Source organism: Breoghania sp. JC706 (genome assembly GCF_037026715.1).
Taxonomy (GTDB): Bacteria; Pseudomonadota; Alphaproteobacteria; order Rhizobiales; family Stappiaceae; genus Breoghania.
In genome coordinates this window covers 270,968-285,436 of sequence record NZ_JBANCG010000008.1, presented here as the reverse complement: position 1 = coordinate 285,436, position 14,469 = coordinate 270,968, and the positions used below count along the sequence as shown (strand labels likewise).

The window sequence follows — 14,469 nt, the reverse complement described above, 5'->3', positions numbered from 1 at the left end:
AGACGAGATCATGGCACGGATGAAATTCCTGTGTGACGCCGAACGCTGCATCGACTGCAATGCCTGCGTCACCGCCTGCAAGAACGAGCACGAGGTGCCCTGGGGCGTGAACCGCCGCCGCGTGGTGACGATCCAGGACGGCAAGCCCGGCCAGCGGTCCATTTCGGTGGCCTGCATGCACTGTTCGGACGCGCCCTGCATGGCGGTGTGCCCGGTCGACTGCTTCTACCAGACGGAAGAAGGCGTGGTCCTGCATTCCAAGGACCTGTGCATCGGCTGCGGCTACTGCTTCTACGCCTGCCCCTTCGGCGCGCCGCAATATCCGCAGGCCGGCAATTTCGGTTCGCGCGGCAAGATGGACAAATGCACCTTCTGCGGCGGCGGCCCGGAGGCCGACAATTCGGCGGCCGAATTCCAGAAATACGGTCGCAACCGCCTGGCAGAGGGCAAGCTGCCGCTGTGCGCGGAAATGTGTTCCACCAAGGCGCTGCTTGCGGGCGACGGCAACGTGGTCTCCGAGATCTACCGCGAGCGCGTGGTCGCGCGCGGTTTCGGTTCCGGCGCCTGGGGCTGGGGCACGGCGTATGAACAGAAGGCCGGCACGCTATAGCGCCGGAAGGTTGCCCGCAAGCGGGTCTCTCCACCGTCATCACCCGGCTTCGTCCGGGTGATCCAGCGCGCGCCGCACATACCGTGGCTTGCAATGGATTGCCCGAACGAAGCCGGGCAATGACGAACGGGAGAGTACGGGGTGGACGCCGGCAAGGCGGAAAACGGTGCGCGGGCCTCCGGTCGGCACAGAAACGGGAAAAGACACGTGAGAGGAGAACTGGTGTCGACCTGCCCAATGAATTTCCTGCCAACGAATATCTGCATGGTCGCCGCGCTCGTAGCGCTGGCGGTTGGGCTCGGCTCCTGCCGCGAGGAAGAGCAGGGCCGCCCGCTTCACTACACGCAAGGGGTCTACGAGGGAAAGAAGGACACGCCGCTGGGCGCCGAGCAGGAGCGCGCGCTGGAATTGCGCGGCCGCAAGCAGAGTTTCTGATTTTTTCGGTTTTCGTCCCGCCGGCTTTTATGTCGGTGCGCGCGGACCGGGCGGGCGAAGCGGCTCTGGCAAGGCCATATCGGGAGGGAGAAGGCGGATGGGACATGCGTTTGGCTTTGACCGGCGCAGGGCCGGCGAACACGCGGGGCGTTTTCGGCGTGGCCTGCGGGCTTTTCTGCTGGTCCTTGCCGTGCTGGCCGCGGCTCTTTTCGCGGGCCTCGGCACCGGGCCTGCCGCCGCCCAGCGCCAGCCGCCGCCGGACCTTGTCCAGAACCCGACCGGCGGCCAGGTGCCGGGGGACGTTCTCGGCACCCGCTCGGATGCCGATCTGTGGCGCGCGGTCCGCGGCGGCGTCTCCGGCACCGTCAACATTCCGGACAAGAAGGCCGCGATCCTGATCCAGCCGGAGGGCGACAACTGGCGCGCCTTTCGCAACGGGCCGCTTTCCACCTACGGCGCCTGGGCGCTGCTCGGCACGATCATCCTTCTGGCGCTGTTCTTCGCCATCCGCGGCCGCATCCGCATCGAACACGGGCCGGCCGGCGTCACCATCACGCGGTTTTCCTGGATCGAGCGCACCGGCCACTGGCTGATCGCCGTCTCCTTCATCGTGCTGGGCGTGACCGGGCTGAACCTGCTCTATGGCCGCTATGTCCTGAAGCCGCTGATAGGGGCGGAGGCCTTCGCCCTCATCACCCACTGGGGCAAGTATCTGCACAACTACCTGGCCTTCGCCTTCATCGCCGGGCTCGTCATGGTCTTCGTCATGTGGGTCGCCCACAACCTCCCGAGCCGCACCGACATCGCGTGGCTGGTGAAGGCGGGCGGGCTGCTTTCGAAAAACGTCCACCCGGATTCGCGAAAGTTCAACGCCGGGCAGAAGATCATCTTCTGGCTGGTGATCCTGGGCGGGGTCTCGGTCTCGGTCTCGGGCTGGGCGCTGCTCTTTCCCTTCACCACGCATCTCTTTTCGGGAACGTTCGAGATCGCGAACGCGATCTTCGGCACCAGCCTGACGACCGATCTCGCCCCGGTTCACGAGCAGCAGCTCGCCCAAGCCTGGCACGCCATCCTGGCGCTGTTCCTGACCTGCGTGATCCTGGCGCATATCTACATCGGCTCCATCGGCATGGAGGGCGCGTTCGACGCCATGGGCTCCGGCGACGTCGACCTCAACTGGGCGAAGGAGCACCACAACCTGTGGGTGGAGGAAGTGCATGAGCGCGAGGCCGGCCGGGCGGAAGCGCAACCGGCGGAATGAGGGTGAAGCGGGGGCGTGCGGCAAGGCGGGGGCGTTCGGACGTGTGGAAGCGCCATGGCGTGGTTGTGCTGGTGTGAGGGGTGTTGCGGAAAGACATGCGGCGAGGGTCGCGTGGGGGACCGAGCGTGTCGTCGGATATGTGATCGTGGGCGAGGTCGAACGTGTGGCCCATCCTTCGAGACGGGCCTGACGGCCCTCCTCAGGATGACGTTGTTCTTGTTGATGCTTCAGATTTTCTGGCAACTCGGTAACGTCATCCTGAGGAGGCCGCGCAGCGGCCGTCTCGAAGGATGGGCCACAGCCGCAGCGCCCGCCACAGCCAGACACACAACTCCAACCGAACCCCGCCGCCTATCCCTCCGCCTCCTCGCGCTTGCCGCCGCCCTGTGCCTTGCCCCGGCTTCCGCTCAGGCCATGCCGCAGCATCTGAAGGGCCACGGCGGGCCGGTGAAATCGGTGGCGCTGTCCGCCGACGGCACCCGCGCGCTGACCGCCTCCTTCGACTATTCGGTCATCCTGTGGCGGATCGAGGGGGACGAGGCGACCGTCGAGAAGCGCCTTGAGGGCCATGAGGCGGCCGTCAACGACGCGGTTTTCGCCGGGCGGGGACGGGCGGTTTCCGTCTCCGACGACGGGTCGCTGGCGGTCTGGGATCTGGCCGCCGGAACGATGCTCGCCCGCTTTCAAGGCGATGGTCAGAAGGTGGTGGATGTCGCCGTCTCCCGCGATGCCCGCTATGCGGCGTCTGCCGGATGGGATGACACGGCGCGGCTCTACGATATTGAGAAGATGAAGGAAATCGCCGTGTTGCGAGGCCATCGCGGCAATGTCAATGCCGTCGATTTCGCGCCCGACGGCACGCACCTTTTCTCCGCCTCCTACGATGGCACGATCCGCAGTTGGTCGGTGCCCGATGGCGCGCCGATCGGCGAAGTCTACGACAACGGCTGGTCGGTCAACGTCTTGCGGGCGCTTGCCGGCGGCAGGCTTGTGTTCGGCGGGCTCGACGGCAGCCTCGGCGTGATCGACATCGCGCGCGGCGATCTGGCCAAGGTGTTGCCCCGGCACGAGCGGCCAGTGCTGGCGCTGGCCGTCTCCGCCGATGGCGAGCGGGCGGCGAGCGGCGATGGCGACGGTCGCATCCGGGTGTTTTCGACCCGTGACTGGGCGCTGGAGGAGGAATTCGACAACCCCTACGGTCCGGTCTGGGGACTGGCACTTTCGCGCGATGGCAGCGAGGCGCTTTATGCCGGGCTCGACGATTTCGTCTCGTTCTGGCAGGTCGCACCGCGCAAGCCGTTCGAGACCGTGGAGGCGACGGTGCCGCGCCGGTTTCAGGTGGAGGGGGCGGATCTCGGCGCCCGGCAATTTGCCCGAAAATGCAGCGTTTGCCATACCTTGACGCCCGACGACGGCAATCGTGCCGGGCCGACGCTCTACCGCATATTCGGCCGAAAGGCCGGCTCGGTCGCCGGCTACCACTACTCGCCGGCTCTGGAGAGAGCCGATATCGTGTGGAGCGAGGAGACCATCGCCCGCCTCTTCGACGAGGGGCCGGACGTGGTGACGCCGGGTTCCAAAATGCCGATGCAGCGCATCCGCTCGCTTGAGGAGCGCGACGCCCTGATCGCCTTCCTGAAGAAGGCGACGGCGCCGGGCGCAGGCCAGCGCAGGCAGGGCGAGGCGGGCAAGAACGAGGGGAGGAAAGAGGAATGAAGGCATTTCTGACGGGCGTGGCGCTGTGCGCCGTCATTGGCATCGGAGCGTGGGTGATCCTGGCGGAGGTGATGGATTTTTCGTCCGCCACCGTCTACCGCAACGAGCCGAACTCGGTCCGACTTGACCCCGGCATGGGCAAGCGGCCCGGAGAGGGATAGGCGGCGGAACCGGACGCCTGACAGGAGCGTCCGGAAGGATTTCAGGGCCGCAAAAGGCGGCTTTTGTCATCGATTAATATTTCATTCGAATTTCCCTCGAATTCCGTTCGCATTTCTCGAATATGCGAAAGCGCATGCGAAAAGCTCCACGACGAACCGCGTTTGCCGTGGAGCAGGCCGGTCAGGGGCGCGCGCGAGGGCCTTCGGGCCGAGTAATCCCCGCCCGAAAACGTGTCCCGGCTCAGGCCTTGAGAGCCGTCGCGATCGTCTCGGCAAAGGGCGTCGTCGGCCGGCCGATCAGTTTCGAGAGCGTGTGACTGTCGTCGAAGAGGCCGCCCTTGGCCGCACCCGTATCGGAATCGGCCAGCATGTCGGCGACGGGCGCGGGCAGGCCGGCACCGACGAGGGCGGCGCGATAGTCGGCCTCGGGCAGGCTGTGATAGGCGATCGGCTTGCCGGCTTGTCGCGCGGCCTCGGCGACGAACTCGGTAAGAGTGAAGGCTTGATCGCCGGCCAGTTCGTAAACCCGGCCGGGCTCGACCGTCTCTGCGCTGAGAACGACGGCGGCTGCCTCGGCATAGTCGGCGCGGCTGGCGGTCGAGAACGGCGCATCGCCGGCCGCGCTGGCATAGACCCCGCGCTCGATCGCGCCGGGCAGGGCCTGGACGAGATTTTCTGTGTACCAGCCGTTCCTGAGCAGCGCATGGGGAATGCCGGAGGCCGCGAGCGCCTTTTCGGTCGCGATGTGTTCGCCCGACAGGATGCGGAGCTTGCCGCTGTGAGCATGCAGCAGGCTGGTATAGGCGATGAACCCGACGCCGGCGCGCTTGGCCGCTGCGATCGCGTTGCCGTGCTGGACCTCGCGCTTGCCGACCTCGGACGAGGAAATCAGCAGCAGCCGGTCGATGCCCTTGAAGGCGGCCTCCAGGGTTTCCGGCTTGTCGTAGTCGCCGATCCGGATGTCGACCCCGAGCGCCTTCAGCGGCGCGGCCTTTTCCGCAGAGCGCACCAGCACTGCGACATTGGCGGCCGGAACGCGCTTCAACAGCGCCTCGACGGCAAGATGGCCAAGCTGCCCGCTGGCGCCGGTGACGAGATAGGTGGTCATTGTCCCTGTCCTTCTATGTAGTCTCGATATGGGGTATGGTCTAAAATAGAGACCAATGAGAGACGTTGAAAGAAGGCACTTTTCTGGAACGAGGGAACAGGAATGTGACCGGCTACGGTCTTTGCGGTGGAGGGATTGGGTTGAGACGGCGAACGGTGGGCTTTCCGTCAGGCTGGCCTCGCATTCCGTGTCATTCCCGCGCAGGCGGGAATCCAGCATTCCAGAGACGTTTGTGGCCCGTGCGCTATGGCTTGATCCTGTGGTTACTGGATCCCCGCCTGCGCGGGGATGACATCGAGTGTGGGGTGGATGTCGGGTAAAACCGGCAGGAAATTCAGGCCTTTTCCGGCTCATGCCGGCCTCTCCGGCGTGATCCCGGGCGCGCTGCAGCGTGCAACGTTGCTGCGCAGACCCGGGACCTTGAGCGGCAGGCACCGAGGAGTGATCCCGGATCTGCGACGCGTCACAGACGTGCCGCATCGCTTGCCGGATGACGGCGGAGAGAACGGAGGGAGGCGGCAAGCGCCAGGCTTACAAGGAGATGACATGAACGACGAAACCGAAGCCGGGCCCGCCGATGCGCTGCGCGGGCTGCTGGAGACATGGGAGATATTCGGGCAGGCCGCTGGCGGCAGCATGGCGAACGCGGACTTTCACGGCTGCCCGGTGCGCAACGTGCTGGACCGGATCGGTGACAAGTGGACGACGCTGATCCTGCTGAGGCTGTCGCGCGAGCCGTGCCGCTTTTCCGCTCTGCGCCGGCAGGTGCCCGATATCTCCAAGCGCATGCTGACGCTGACGCTTCGCAATCTCGAACGCGACGGCATGATCAGCCGCACCGTCTTTCCAACCAAGCCGCCGAGCGTGGAATATGCGCTGACGCCGCTCGGCCGTTCCATCCTGGGCCCGCTCGGCGCACTGGTGCTGTGGGCGGACGAGCGGTTTTCCGAGATCCGCGAAAACCGGACGCGCTACGATGCGCTGGAAGCCGGCTGAGGGAGAAAAAGCACGCCGCCGCTATCGCTCCGTTCACTCTCAATGCGCAAACCGCCTTCATTTTCGCCGCCGATCGCGTAGTCTCCATGATCGACGACCCCGCCTGCCGGAGCGTGCCCGAGTAAATGCGCGGCCGCGCCGGCGCCGGGGGGCAAGACCTGCCCGCCACCCAACCTCAGGATCCTTCCGATGCCGCGTTTCCTGCGTACCGTCCGCCTCGACGTCTCCGACACGCATGTCTTCGAGCGCGCTGCGGAGCCGGGCGAATGGGCGGTGCCGGGAGGCTTCGCCTTCTGCGAGATGGAGCCCGAAGAGATCACCGGCAAGCGCCGGCAGGCCTTCGCCAACGGCTTCCTGTCGCTTCAAAGCTTCGGCCGTGCCAGTCTGGTGGAGGTGGCGCAGATCGGTAAGGGCGAACTGGAGGGGCTGGTGCAGGCGCTCGCCGCCCATTTCGTTGCGCTCTATGGTGCGCCCGACATGGCCGCCGCATTGCCGGTCGCGCGCGGCGAGATCGCCTTCGCCAGCGAACTGGCGCAGGGACAGCCGCTTGATACCCTGCTCGCCGTTTCGCGCGGCCACGATGAGAGCGGCGGCATCCGCGAGGCGTTCCGGCTGGTCAAGCGGCCCGATGGGGCGCCCGCCACGCATGCGCGGATCTGGGATGTGGTGGAGGAGGGCGCGGCGCGCGGGGGGAGCGATGGCTGAATCCGGGAAGTCCGCATTCTGGAAGTCTGCATTCTGGAAGTCTGCGGGCGGACATCTGGTCGAACGCACGGAAAACGGCTGGCTCGCGGTGACGGACGACTACCTGCGCGCCTATTACACGCGGCCCGAGCTCCATCCGGTGGAGGGCTCGTGTGCCGCCGAACACGCGCTGTTCGAAAAGCTGATGGCCGCCCCGCGCGCCGCGGTCGCTCCTTCCGAGATCGCGGCGATCGCCGATGAGGATGCTGCCGACAGCTATCGCTTCATCCTGGGGTTTCGCGATTTTCTGCTGGCGCACGGCACCATCGAGGGCGCCTACCGGGCGCTCTTTGAAGGCGATGCGCCGCAGCTGCCGGCGATGATCCTCGACCAGATGGTGCATCTGATCGCGCGCAACATCCTGTCGGACGTCTCCGATCCGATCCGGGTGCGGGCGGGGGAGTTGCTGTTTCGCGAGCAGATCGTGTCTACCGAGGGCGGCCGGCTGATGCTGGCCGACAGCGAGATCGTGGAGATGCACGCCAAGTCGGGCGGCCTCGGCGGGCTCGGTGCGCTGCTGGTGGAGGCCGGCACGCGGCCGCGCGAGGTGTCGCTCGATGTGCTCGACGAGGACAACAAGGCGATCTACTGGGACCGCTCCGACCGCTTCGACACGGCCATCGATTTCCGCTTCACCCAGCCCGCGCTCGATGCCTTCGCCCGCGTTTTGGAGGCATGGATCCGGCATTTTCACGGGCTTGAGGTGCGCATCCAGCCGCAACAGTCGATCCGCGACGCGGCCTGGAGCTGGCATGTCGGGCTCGATGCGCAGGCAAGCCGCATCCTCAACGCCCTTTACGAGCAGACGCCGCTGCCGCCGGAGGAACTCGACCGAATCGTCGCGCTGTTCCGGCTTGAATTCGCCGATCCGGGCGCGGTGATTGACACCATGCGCGGCAAGCCGGTGTGGCTGGGCCTTGCCATGACGGCGGACCGCAAGGTGAAGGTGAAGCCGCAGAACCTGCTGGTGAACCTGCCGCTGAGGCGGGCGGAGTAGGCAGGCGGCGCCGGGTTGGTTCGGTCCGGCGGAAGCCGGTGTCTCCACCGTCATCACCCGGCTTTGTCCGGGTGATCCAGCGCGCCCCCCGAATGCTGCGGCTGGCGATGGATTGCCCGGACTTCGCCGGGCAATGACGGCGGGGGGATCGAGGGCGACGTTTTTCGCCGGATGCGCTGCGGGGCTTTTCCGGATCGCTCAACTACGGGCGTAATCGGACGGATTTCAATGGCGCACTTCTTGCTCGACAGTAAGCTGACCGGATCAAGCCCGTGCCGATCGGGTTGCAACGGCAACAAATGTGCTCAGGGAGGGAGCGTCTGACCTGAAAACAGCCTTCCAGAAAGGCAAATATCGGATCATCGACATGCTCGTACTTGCCCTGTCCGTCTGCCTCGCCCAGTCGCCGGCCACCTGCAAGGAGGTCAACCTGACCTATCTGGCCAATGGCGCAACGCCCATGCAGTGCATGCGTTACGGGCAGCCCGAAATCGCCAAGTGGAACATGACCCATCCCGCCTGGCGGGTGAAGAAGTGGCGTTGCGTGCCGGCCGAAAGGCTGGAAAAGGCCATCTGAGCGGGGCTTCCCCCCGCAAGCTGCCGTTTCGCGGATCAAGAGAGGTGCCCATGCTGATCCTCGCGCTGTCCGTCTGTCTCGCCCAGGAGCCGGCGACCTGCAAGGTCGTCCAGCTGCCGTTCTTTGCCGAGCATGTCCCGGCCTCCGAATGCACCCGTTACGGCGAACCGGAGGCGAAGCGCTGGCTGGAGGCGCATCCCGGCTGGACGCTGCGCCGCTCCGCCTGCGTCGCCTCCAGGGGCCCGGAAGGGGCCGCCTGAACGCGGGCTTTAGACCGGAAACGCGGCCGAGGGCGGCGCGTTGACGCCGCGCTGACCTTGCGGCTTCCCTTTGGTCGCCGTCCTCTGTAATGGTCGGCCAGGTTCCGCTTCGGCGGCAGGGCGGCCGGTCAGGGGCGGGAATGAGCGATTTTCGGGAAAACGGACGCGGAATCGCCGCGATGCTGGTGGCATCGGCCGGCTTCATCCTCAACGATTCCATGGTCAAATATGCCTCCCAGGACCTGCCGATCGGTCAGATCGTGTTCATGCGCGGGTTTTTCGCCTGCCTGCTGATCGGCACCTGCGCCTGGGCGACGGGGGCGCTCGCCCGGCCGAAGGTGCTGCTGCATCCGGCCGTGATCCTGCGCGCGTCCGCGGAGACCTGCGCGACCGTGTTCTATCTCGCAGCGCTCGCCCATCTGCCCATCGCCAACGCCACCGCCATCCTTCAGGCCCTGCCGCTGATCATCGTCGCGGCCTCCGCCGTCTTCCTGGGCGAGCATGTCGGCTGGCGCCGCTGGGGCGCGGTGCTGGCGGGCTTTTGCGGTGTGCTGCTGATCGTGCGGCCGGGCTTTGTCGGCTTCTCCGTCTGGTCGCTGTCGGCGATCGTCGGCGTCACCTGCATGGCGGTGCGCGATCTCGCGACCCGCGCCATGCCCGCAGAGGTCAAGACCTTCGCCGCCGCCTTCGCCTCCGTTTTGACGATCACGTGCCTGGTGGGACCCGTCATGGCGCCGTTCGAAACGTGGATCGTGCCCGCGCCGCATATCCTGGCCCTGCTGGGCGGGGCGGCCGTGTTCATGCTGGTGGGGTTCGTCTTCATCATTATCGCGGTGCGCTCCGGCGACATGGTCGTGGTCGCGCCCTTCCGCTACTCGATCGTCATCTGGGCGATCCTCATCGGCTATCTCGTGTGGGGCGATGTGCCCGACGGGCCGACGCTTGCCGGCATCGCCATCCTGATCGTCACCGGCGTTTACGCCTTCCTGCGCGAGCGCGCGCTGGCACGCCGGGCCAGAGCCTGAGGAACGAGGCGCGAGGGCACGGGGGAACAACGGGCGGCCTGGGGCACGCGGCCTGGGTCATGCGACCGTCGTGAGCCCGCCCGCGCCACCGCGGTTACGTGACCGGGCTCACCGGTTCCGGCTCAAGCCGCGCGGATCGTGGTCAGGAAACGGTCGAGTTCGCGGGTCAAAAGGCTCGACTGTTCGCCCAGGCTCTGCACCGTCACGCGCACCTGTTCGGCCGCGGCGCTGGCATCGGTCGCGCCCTGGCTGACCTCGCTGATATTGCTGGAGATATCGACGGAGCCTTCCGCCACCTCGCCGGCATTGCGGGCGATTTCGGCGGTGACGGCGTTCTGCTCTTCCACCGAAGACGCGATGCCGGTGATCTGCTCGTCGATGGTGGCGATCGCCTTGGCGACGCCGACGATGGCCTCCACCGTCATCTGCGAGCCCGACTGCATCTGCTGGATCTGGTTGCCGATGTCCTCCGTCGCCTTGCCGGTCTGGGAGGCGAGGTTCTTCACCTCCGAGGCCACTACGGCAAATCCCTTGCCGGCCTCGCCCGCGCGCGCGGCCTCGATCGTGGCGTTGAGCGCGAGAAGGTTGGTCTGGCTGGCGATGTCGGAGATGAGCCGGACGACCTCGTCGATCTTGGACGCGGAGGCCGACAGGGTTTCCACCGTCTCGCTGGAGGAGCGTGCCTGGCTGGTGCTGTCGGCCGAAAGCGTCAGCGCGCGGGTGACCTGGCGGCTGATCTCGGAGATCGAGGCGGAAAGTTCCTCGGCCGCGGAGGCGACCGTCTGCACATTGTTGGACGCCTGTTCGGAGGCTGCCGCCACGGCGGTTGCGCGCTCCCGCGTGCGGGTGGCGTTGTCGGCCATGGCGATGGCCACCGTCGACAGTTCCTCCACGGCGGCGGAAAGCTGCATGGCGATCTCCTTGACGGTGCGCTCCAGTTCGTCGGCGAGCCGCAGCATCGTTTCGCGCTTTTCCTGCTCGATGCGTTCCTCCTCCTCCGCAGCCTCCGCGCGCAGGCGTTCCACCTCGATCATGTTCTCCTTGAAAGTCTCGAAGGCGTTCGCCACGCGGCCGACCTCGTCCTGGCTCGTGACGGAAACGCTGACGCTGGTGTCGCCGCGCGCCAGCGCGACCAGCGCATCGGAGACCGCGACCAGCGGCCGGGCGATGCCGCGCCGGGCGAAATAGGTGGCAAGCGCCATGCCGAGCACCGCCGACAGCACCGATATGGCCAGAAGCTGCCAGAACGCCGATTTCTCGTGCGCCTCGGCCGTCGTCGCCGCCTTGGCGGTGAACCCCTGAATTGAGGCAAGGACGGCAACGAGGCGCTGGTCGAGTTCTTCCTCTTCCGCCTCGATCGTGACCGCGAGCGCTTCCGCATCCGACTGCCGGCCCTGCTCGATCAGCTGCGCGATTTCATCGACATGCGCGTCGAAGCCGGCGTGGGCGGAGCGGATGTCGTCGAGCTGCGTCAGGAGCTTGGTGATGGCGGCCGCTTCCGCATCGCCGCGCGGGTTCTGAAGCGCCTTTTCCGCGATCGCCTTTCCCGCGAGGATTGCCTTGTTCACCTCTTCGCCAAGCTTTGAGAAGGAGGCGCGTGCCTCCTCGTAGAGCCGGCCGGAATCCGGCACCTCGATATTGCCGTAGCGCAGCATGCGCTCCACCAGGATCGCCTGTTCCAGCTGGCCCGTCGTCACCGCGTTGACGGTCCTTGTGAGCGGGATGTCCTTTTCGGCGATGCTGGTGATCTCGCCGCCGATGCGCGCCATCTGGAGGATCGCGACGGCGGCGACGATCAGGGTGAAGACCGTCACGATCTCCACGATGATCAGGATTTTCGTCGAAACCGACTTCAGGGCGAACCGCGACGTGCTGTTCATCGATGCCTCGTGATGGGCCTGGCCGAAGGGGACGGGGCCAAAAGGGGAGGGGAACAACGCTCCGCAAGCGCCCGGCAAAGGTCGCGAATGGAACCGGGCGCGTCCGGACGGAAAAGGCCCGAGACGACAAGATGCAGCGTGCAAAGCATTGGCGGAACTTCCGGACGTGGAAATCTCAAGAGGTCCGCAGTTAATCGGTCTCTGCGTTAAGGCGCGGTAAAATTGGTCGGCGGCAGGTAACATTACGTAATAAAAACAGTAAGAAAGATGAGTACATTTTGATTTTTATCTGAGGGATTTCGGAAGGGCGCGGCGCAGTGCATGCGTCGCCCGGATTGACGCGCGAGAGTAAGGCCCGTGGGCAACCGAGATGTGCGACACGCCCGGCGTAACGCGGGAGGCTCAGTTCCGCTTCAGGAAATCCTCGATCGACAGGCCGGCCCTGTCCGCCTCGATGTATTCCGCGGTGGTACGCGGGCGGGGGCGTTCGCCCATCCGCATGGGGCTGTCGGGCATCGCCCATTGGGCGGAGATGCGGCAGTCGTCGCACATGCGGATCAGGTCGGTCTGGCCGGCGGAGCGGTACATCCAGTGGTTGCCGGAGAGCTTTTCGGCGATGCGGTTGATGGTCGATTGCGTGCCGAACGGCTTGCCGCAGGAGATGCAGGTGGCCGGCTCTTCCTCGTGCAGGACGCGCGGGCTCATGGCCTCAGGCCGTAGGTCGTAGCGCGGCTCCAGCGTGATGACCTTTTCCGGGCAGGTGTCGGCGCACAGGCCGCACTGCACGCAGGCGGCTTCCGTGAAGCGCACCTGCGGGCGGTCGGGATTGTCGGCAAGCGCGCCCATCGGGCAGGCGCCGACGCAGGAAAGGCACAAGGTGCAGCCATCGGCCGCGATGGCGATCCGCCCATAGGGCGCGCCGGGGGGAAGGGCTATGACCTGTGCCGGCGCCTCGCCGGTGGCCTCAAGGGCGGCGATGACGGTCCGCGCCACGTCGCGCTTGCCGCCGACCGCCTCCAGCCGCCGGGGCTCCTGGGTCTCACGCGCCCGCAGCGCGTAAAGCGCGGCCTCCACCGCATCCGGATCGGCCTCGTCGAGAATGTGGAACCGGCCCACCGCCTCGTGGCCGAGGCCCGCCAGCAGCGCCCCGGTCAGCGCGAGTTCGGCTTGAAGCGGCGGCAGTTCGTCCGCCTTGCGCGGATCGGAGAGCCAGACGACGTGCTCCGCGCCGGTCGCAATCGCCGCCAGGATCGTCTCGTGTCCGGTCTGGAAGACCGAATGGAGCGCCACCGGCAGCACGTTGGCCGGCAGGCCCCGGCCTAACCGCGCCATCGCCGCGATCATCTCGCCGCCATGGGCCTCGTCGTGCAGCAGCAGCACGGGATGGCGTCCGCCGGCGCGGGTGTAATGGTGGAGCAGCGTCTGGAAGCGGGCGAGGAGATCGCGCCTTCGCGGATAGGCGTAGGAGACGGCGCCGGTCGGGCAGGCGGCGGCGCAGGCCCCGCAGCCCGCGCAGATGCTGTGATCGTAGGCGACCATGTCGCCCGCATCCGCGATCGCGCCGGCCGGGCAGACATCGAGGCATGTGTTGCAACCCGAACGGCCAGACCGCGAATGCGCGCAGATGCTTGCGTCATAGGAGACGTAGAGCGGCTTTTCGAAACTGCCGATCATCTCGGCGGCCTCAAACAGCATGCGGGCGACGGCGGCGGGGTCTTTCGGATCGGCGCGGAAATAGCCGTCGCGTTTCTGCCAGCCCGTCAGCGGCGGCGGGTTGCCGGAAAGATCGACGATGACGGCGCACTCCGCCCGCGCCCCGTCGCGCGCCATCGTGAATTGCGGCTCGCGCCGGGCGGACGGCAGGATTGGCGCATAGCCATCGACGGTGACGTCGAAGCGGCCGAGCGAGCCGGAGATCGCCCGGATGCGGCCCGAATAGACGGCGACGTCCATCACCGACGGCAGCACGATATCGGACGCATCGCTCAGGAGCAGGCTGACGGAAAGCCGGCCGGCCAGCATGCGCGCGGCCTCCAGCGCCTGCTGGCCTGCGCCATGGACGAGGCACAGGCCGGAGCTTTCGATCGTCATCAGCCCGGCGGGCTCCGGCTCCAGCAAGGCTTCTTCAAGCAGAGCGGAAATCTTGGCGTGCGGGTCTTGGCCCCGGCTCGTCCAGCCGGCGCGCTCGCGGATATTGACGAAGGCGACGCGGTCGCTGGCCTGGGCGTCCTCAGCGATCTCGGAAAACAGCGGTGCCTCCTGCGTGCAGGCGACAAGGATCGGTTCGCCGCCTTCCAGCGACTTTTCGAAGGCGGCGATGCCGGCGCGGCAGAGATGACGGTGGATCGTCGGCGTCTCGCCGTTTTCGCCGGCCAGCCGGCGGGCATCGAGATCCATCGTTTCTTCGCAGTTGCAGATGAGGACTTTGCGGCCCCGAACCTTCATCGCGTCTTCCTCCACGGCGCCTTGCGCTTTGCTGGGTGCCGATGCTTGGGCGCATCCGGTCAGTTCTTTGTGTTGCGGCGAGTATGGGGCAAGAGTGCCGCAGTTGCCAGCCGAAGGGTGGGCGTGGAGTGGAGGCTGCGCGTGGTGGGAGAACTCGGTTCCAGGACTTCTCTTCCCCCCCTTGGGTGTCATCCCCGCGCAGGCGGGGATCCAGCAACCACGGGATAGGGTTGTGGGGCTGGACCGCGCGGCCT

14 protein-coding genes are annotated in these 14,469 nt (G+C 66.6%); 11 read left to right on the top strand and 3 right to left on the bottom strand.

Annotated elements, in window-relative coordinates; translation table 11 throughout:
- The first annotated feature begins 10 nt into the window (after window positions 1–10).
- The 5 genes from fdh3B to V2L18_RS18125 all read left to right on the top strand — a co-directional run bounded on the left by fdh3B (window position 11) and on the right by V2L18_RS18125 (window position 4,183).
- Window positions 11–610: a formate dehydrogenase FDH3 subunit beta gene (gene fdh3B, locus V2L18_RS18145; protein WP_336179711.1), complete on the top strand. Its 600-nt coding sequence runs from the start codon at window positions 11–13 to the stop codon at window positions 608–610.
- 222 nt (window positions 611–832) lie between these two features.
- The gene (locus tag V2L18_RS18140; RefSeq protein WP_336179710.1) at window positions 833–1,045 is read left to right on the top strand and encodes a hypothetical protein; all 213 of its coding nucleotides are present in this window, start codon (window positions 833–835) and stop codon (window positions 1,043–1,045) included.
- Window positions 1,046–1,142: 97 nt separating this feature from the next.
- Window positions 1,143–2,306 (top strand): formate dehydrogenase subunit gamma, encoded by a 1,164-nt coding sequence (locus V2L18_RS18135; protein WP_336179709.1) that lies wholly within the window; start codon window positions 1,143–1,145, stop codon window positions 2,304–2,306.
- A gap of 414 nt (window positions 2,307–2,720) precedes the next feature.
- Window positions 2,721–4,022, top strand: a complete 1,302-nt coding sequence (locus tag V2L18_RS18130; RefSeq protein ID WP_336179708.1) for a c-type cytochrome — start codon at window positions 2,721–2,723, stop codon at window positions 4,020–4,022.
- Window positions 4,019–4,183: a hypothetical protein gene (locus tag V2L18_RS18125; RefSeq protein ID WP_336179707.1), complete on the top strand. Its 165-nt coding sequence runs from the start codon at window positions 4,019–4,021 to the stop codon at window positions 4,181–4,183. Before V2L18_RS18130 ends, V2L18_RS18125 begins: the two co-directional genes overlap by 4 nt.
- Window positions 4,184–4,424: 241 nt before the next feature.
- On the opposite strand, the gene V2L18_RS18120 is transcribed toward V2L18_RS18125, so the two are convergent.
- On the bottom strand, window positions 4,425–5,291 hold the full coding sequence (locus tag V2L18_RS18120; protein WP_336179706.1) for an SDR family oxidoreductase: 867 nt from the start codon (window positions 5,289–5,291) through the stop codon (window positions 4,425–4,427).
- Window positions 5,292–5,927: 636 nt separating this feature from the next.
- Here V2L18_RS18120 and V2L18_RS18115 point away from each other — a divergent pair.
- The 6 genes from V2L18_RS18115 (at window position 5,928) to V2L18_RS18090 (ending at window position 9,890) form a co-directional block, all read left to right on the top strand.
- Window positions 5,928–6,287, top strand: coding sequence for a helix-turn-helix domain-containing protein (locus V2L18_RS18115; RefSeq protein ID WP_336179785.1), 360 nt, complete (start codon window positions 5,928–5,930; stop codon window positions 6,285–6,287).
- Between the two features lie 189 nt (window positions 6,288–6,476).
- Complete coding sequence (locus V2L18_RS18110; RefSeq protein WP_336179705.1) at window positions 6,477–6,992, top strand: DUF6505 family protein; 516 nt, start codon at window positions 6,477–6,479, stop codon at window positions 6,990–6,992.
- Window positions 6,985–8,028: a DUF6352 family protein gene (locus tag V2L18_RS18105; protein WP_336179704.1), complete on the top strand. Its 1,044-nt coding sequence runs from the start codon at window positions 6,985–6,987 to the stop codon at window positions 8,026–8,028. The genes V2L18_RS18110 and V2L18_RS18105 overlap by 8 nt, the downstream gene beginning before the upstream one ends.
- Before the next feature lie 367 nt (window positions 8,029–8,395).
- Entirely contained in the window at window positions 8,396–8,605 is a 210-nt protein-coding gene (locus V2L18_RS18100; protein ID WP_336179703.1) for a hypothetical protein, read from the top strand.
- A gap of 50 nt (window positions 8,606–8,655) precedes the next feature.
- A complete protein-coding gene (locus tag V2L18_RS18095; protein WP_336179702.1) occupies window positions 8,656–8,865 on the top strand; it encodes a hypothetical protein in 210 nt (69 codons plus the stop codon).
- A 140-nt stretch (window positions 8,866–9,005) separates the two neighbouring features.
- Window positions 9,006–9,890, top strand: a complete 885-nt coding sequence (locus tag V2L18_RS18090; protein WP_336179701.1) for a DMT family transporter — start codon at window positions 9,006–9,008, stop codon at window positions 9,888–9,890.
- A 122-nt stretch (window positions 9,891–10,012) separates the two neighbouring features.
- Here the strand turns inward: V2L18_RS18090 and V2L18_RS18085 are convergent, their stop codons facing one another.
- Both V2L18_RS18085 and V2L18_RS18080 read right to left on the bottom strand, forming a co-directional pair.
- Window positions 10,013–11,770: a HAMP domain-containing methyl-accepting chemotaxis protein gene (locus tag V2L18_RS18085; protein WP_336179699.1), complete on the bottom strand. Its 1,758-nt coding sequence runs from the start codon at window positions 11,768–11,770 to the stop codon at window positions 10,013–10,015.
- 402 nt (window positions 11,771–12,172) lie between these two features.
- Window positions 12,173–14,215, bottom strand: a complete 2,043-nt coding sequence (locus tag V2L18_RS18080) for a 4Fe-4S dicluster domain-containing protein (RefSeq protein WP_336179698.1) — start codon at window positions 14,213–14,215, stop codon at window positions 12,173–12,175.
- Between the last annotated feature and the right edge of the window lie 254 nt (window positions 14,216–14,469).

Coding starts and splice junctions, on each gene's coding strand:
- fdh3B (WP_336179711.1), top strand. CDS start 11: ATGGCACGGATGAAATTCCTGTGTGACGCCGAACGCTGCATCGACTGC.
- V2L18_RS18135 (WP_336179709.1), top strand. CDS start 1,143: ATGGGACATGCGTTTGGCTTTGACCGGCGCAGGGCCGGCGAACACGCG.
- V2L18_RS18130 (WP_336179708.1), top strand. CDS start 2,721: ATGCCGCAGCATCTGAAGGGCCACGGCGGGCCGGTGAAATCGGTGGCG.
- V2L18_RS18125 (WP_336179707.1), top strand. CDS start 4,019: ATGAAGGCATTTCTGACGGGCGTGGCGCTGTGCGCCGTCATTGGCATC.
- V2L18_RS18120 (WP_336179706.1), bottom strand. CDS start 5,291: ATGACCACCTATCTCGTCACCGGCGCCAGCGGGCAGCTTGGCCATCTT.
- V2L18_RS18115 (WP_336179785.1), top strand. CDS start 5,928: ATGGCGAACGCGGACTTTCACGGCTGCCCGGTGCGCAACGTGCTGGAC.
- V2L18_RS18110 (WP_336179705.1), top strand. CDS start 6,477: ATGCCGCGTTTCCTGCGTACCGTCCGCCTCGACGTCTCCGACACGCAT.
- V2L18_RS18105 (WP_336179704.1), top strand. CDS start 6,985: ATGGCTGAATCCGGGAAGTCCGCATTCTGGAAGTCTGCATTCTGGAAG.
- V2L18_RS18100 (WP_336179703.1), top strand. CDS start 8,396: ATGCTCGTACTTGCCCTGTCCGTCTGCCTCGCCCAGTCGCCGGCCACC.
- V2L18_RS18095 (WP_336179702.1), top strand. CDS start 8,656: ATGCTGATCCTCGCGCTGTCCGTCTGTCTCGCCCAGGAGCCGGCGACC.
- V2L18_RS18090 (WP_336179701.1), top strand. CDS start 9,006: ATGAGCGATTTTCGGGAAAACGGACGCGGAATCGCCGCGATGCTGGTG.
- V2L18_RS18085 (WP_336179699.1), bottom strand. CDS start 11,770: ATGAACAGCACGTCGCGGTTCGCCCTGAAGTCGGTTTCGACGAAAATC.
- V2L18_RS18080 (WP_336179698.1), bottom strand. CDS start 14,215: ATGAAGGTTCGGGGCCGCAAAGTCCTCATCTGCAACTGCGAAGAAACG.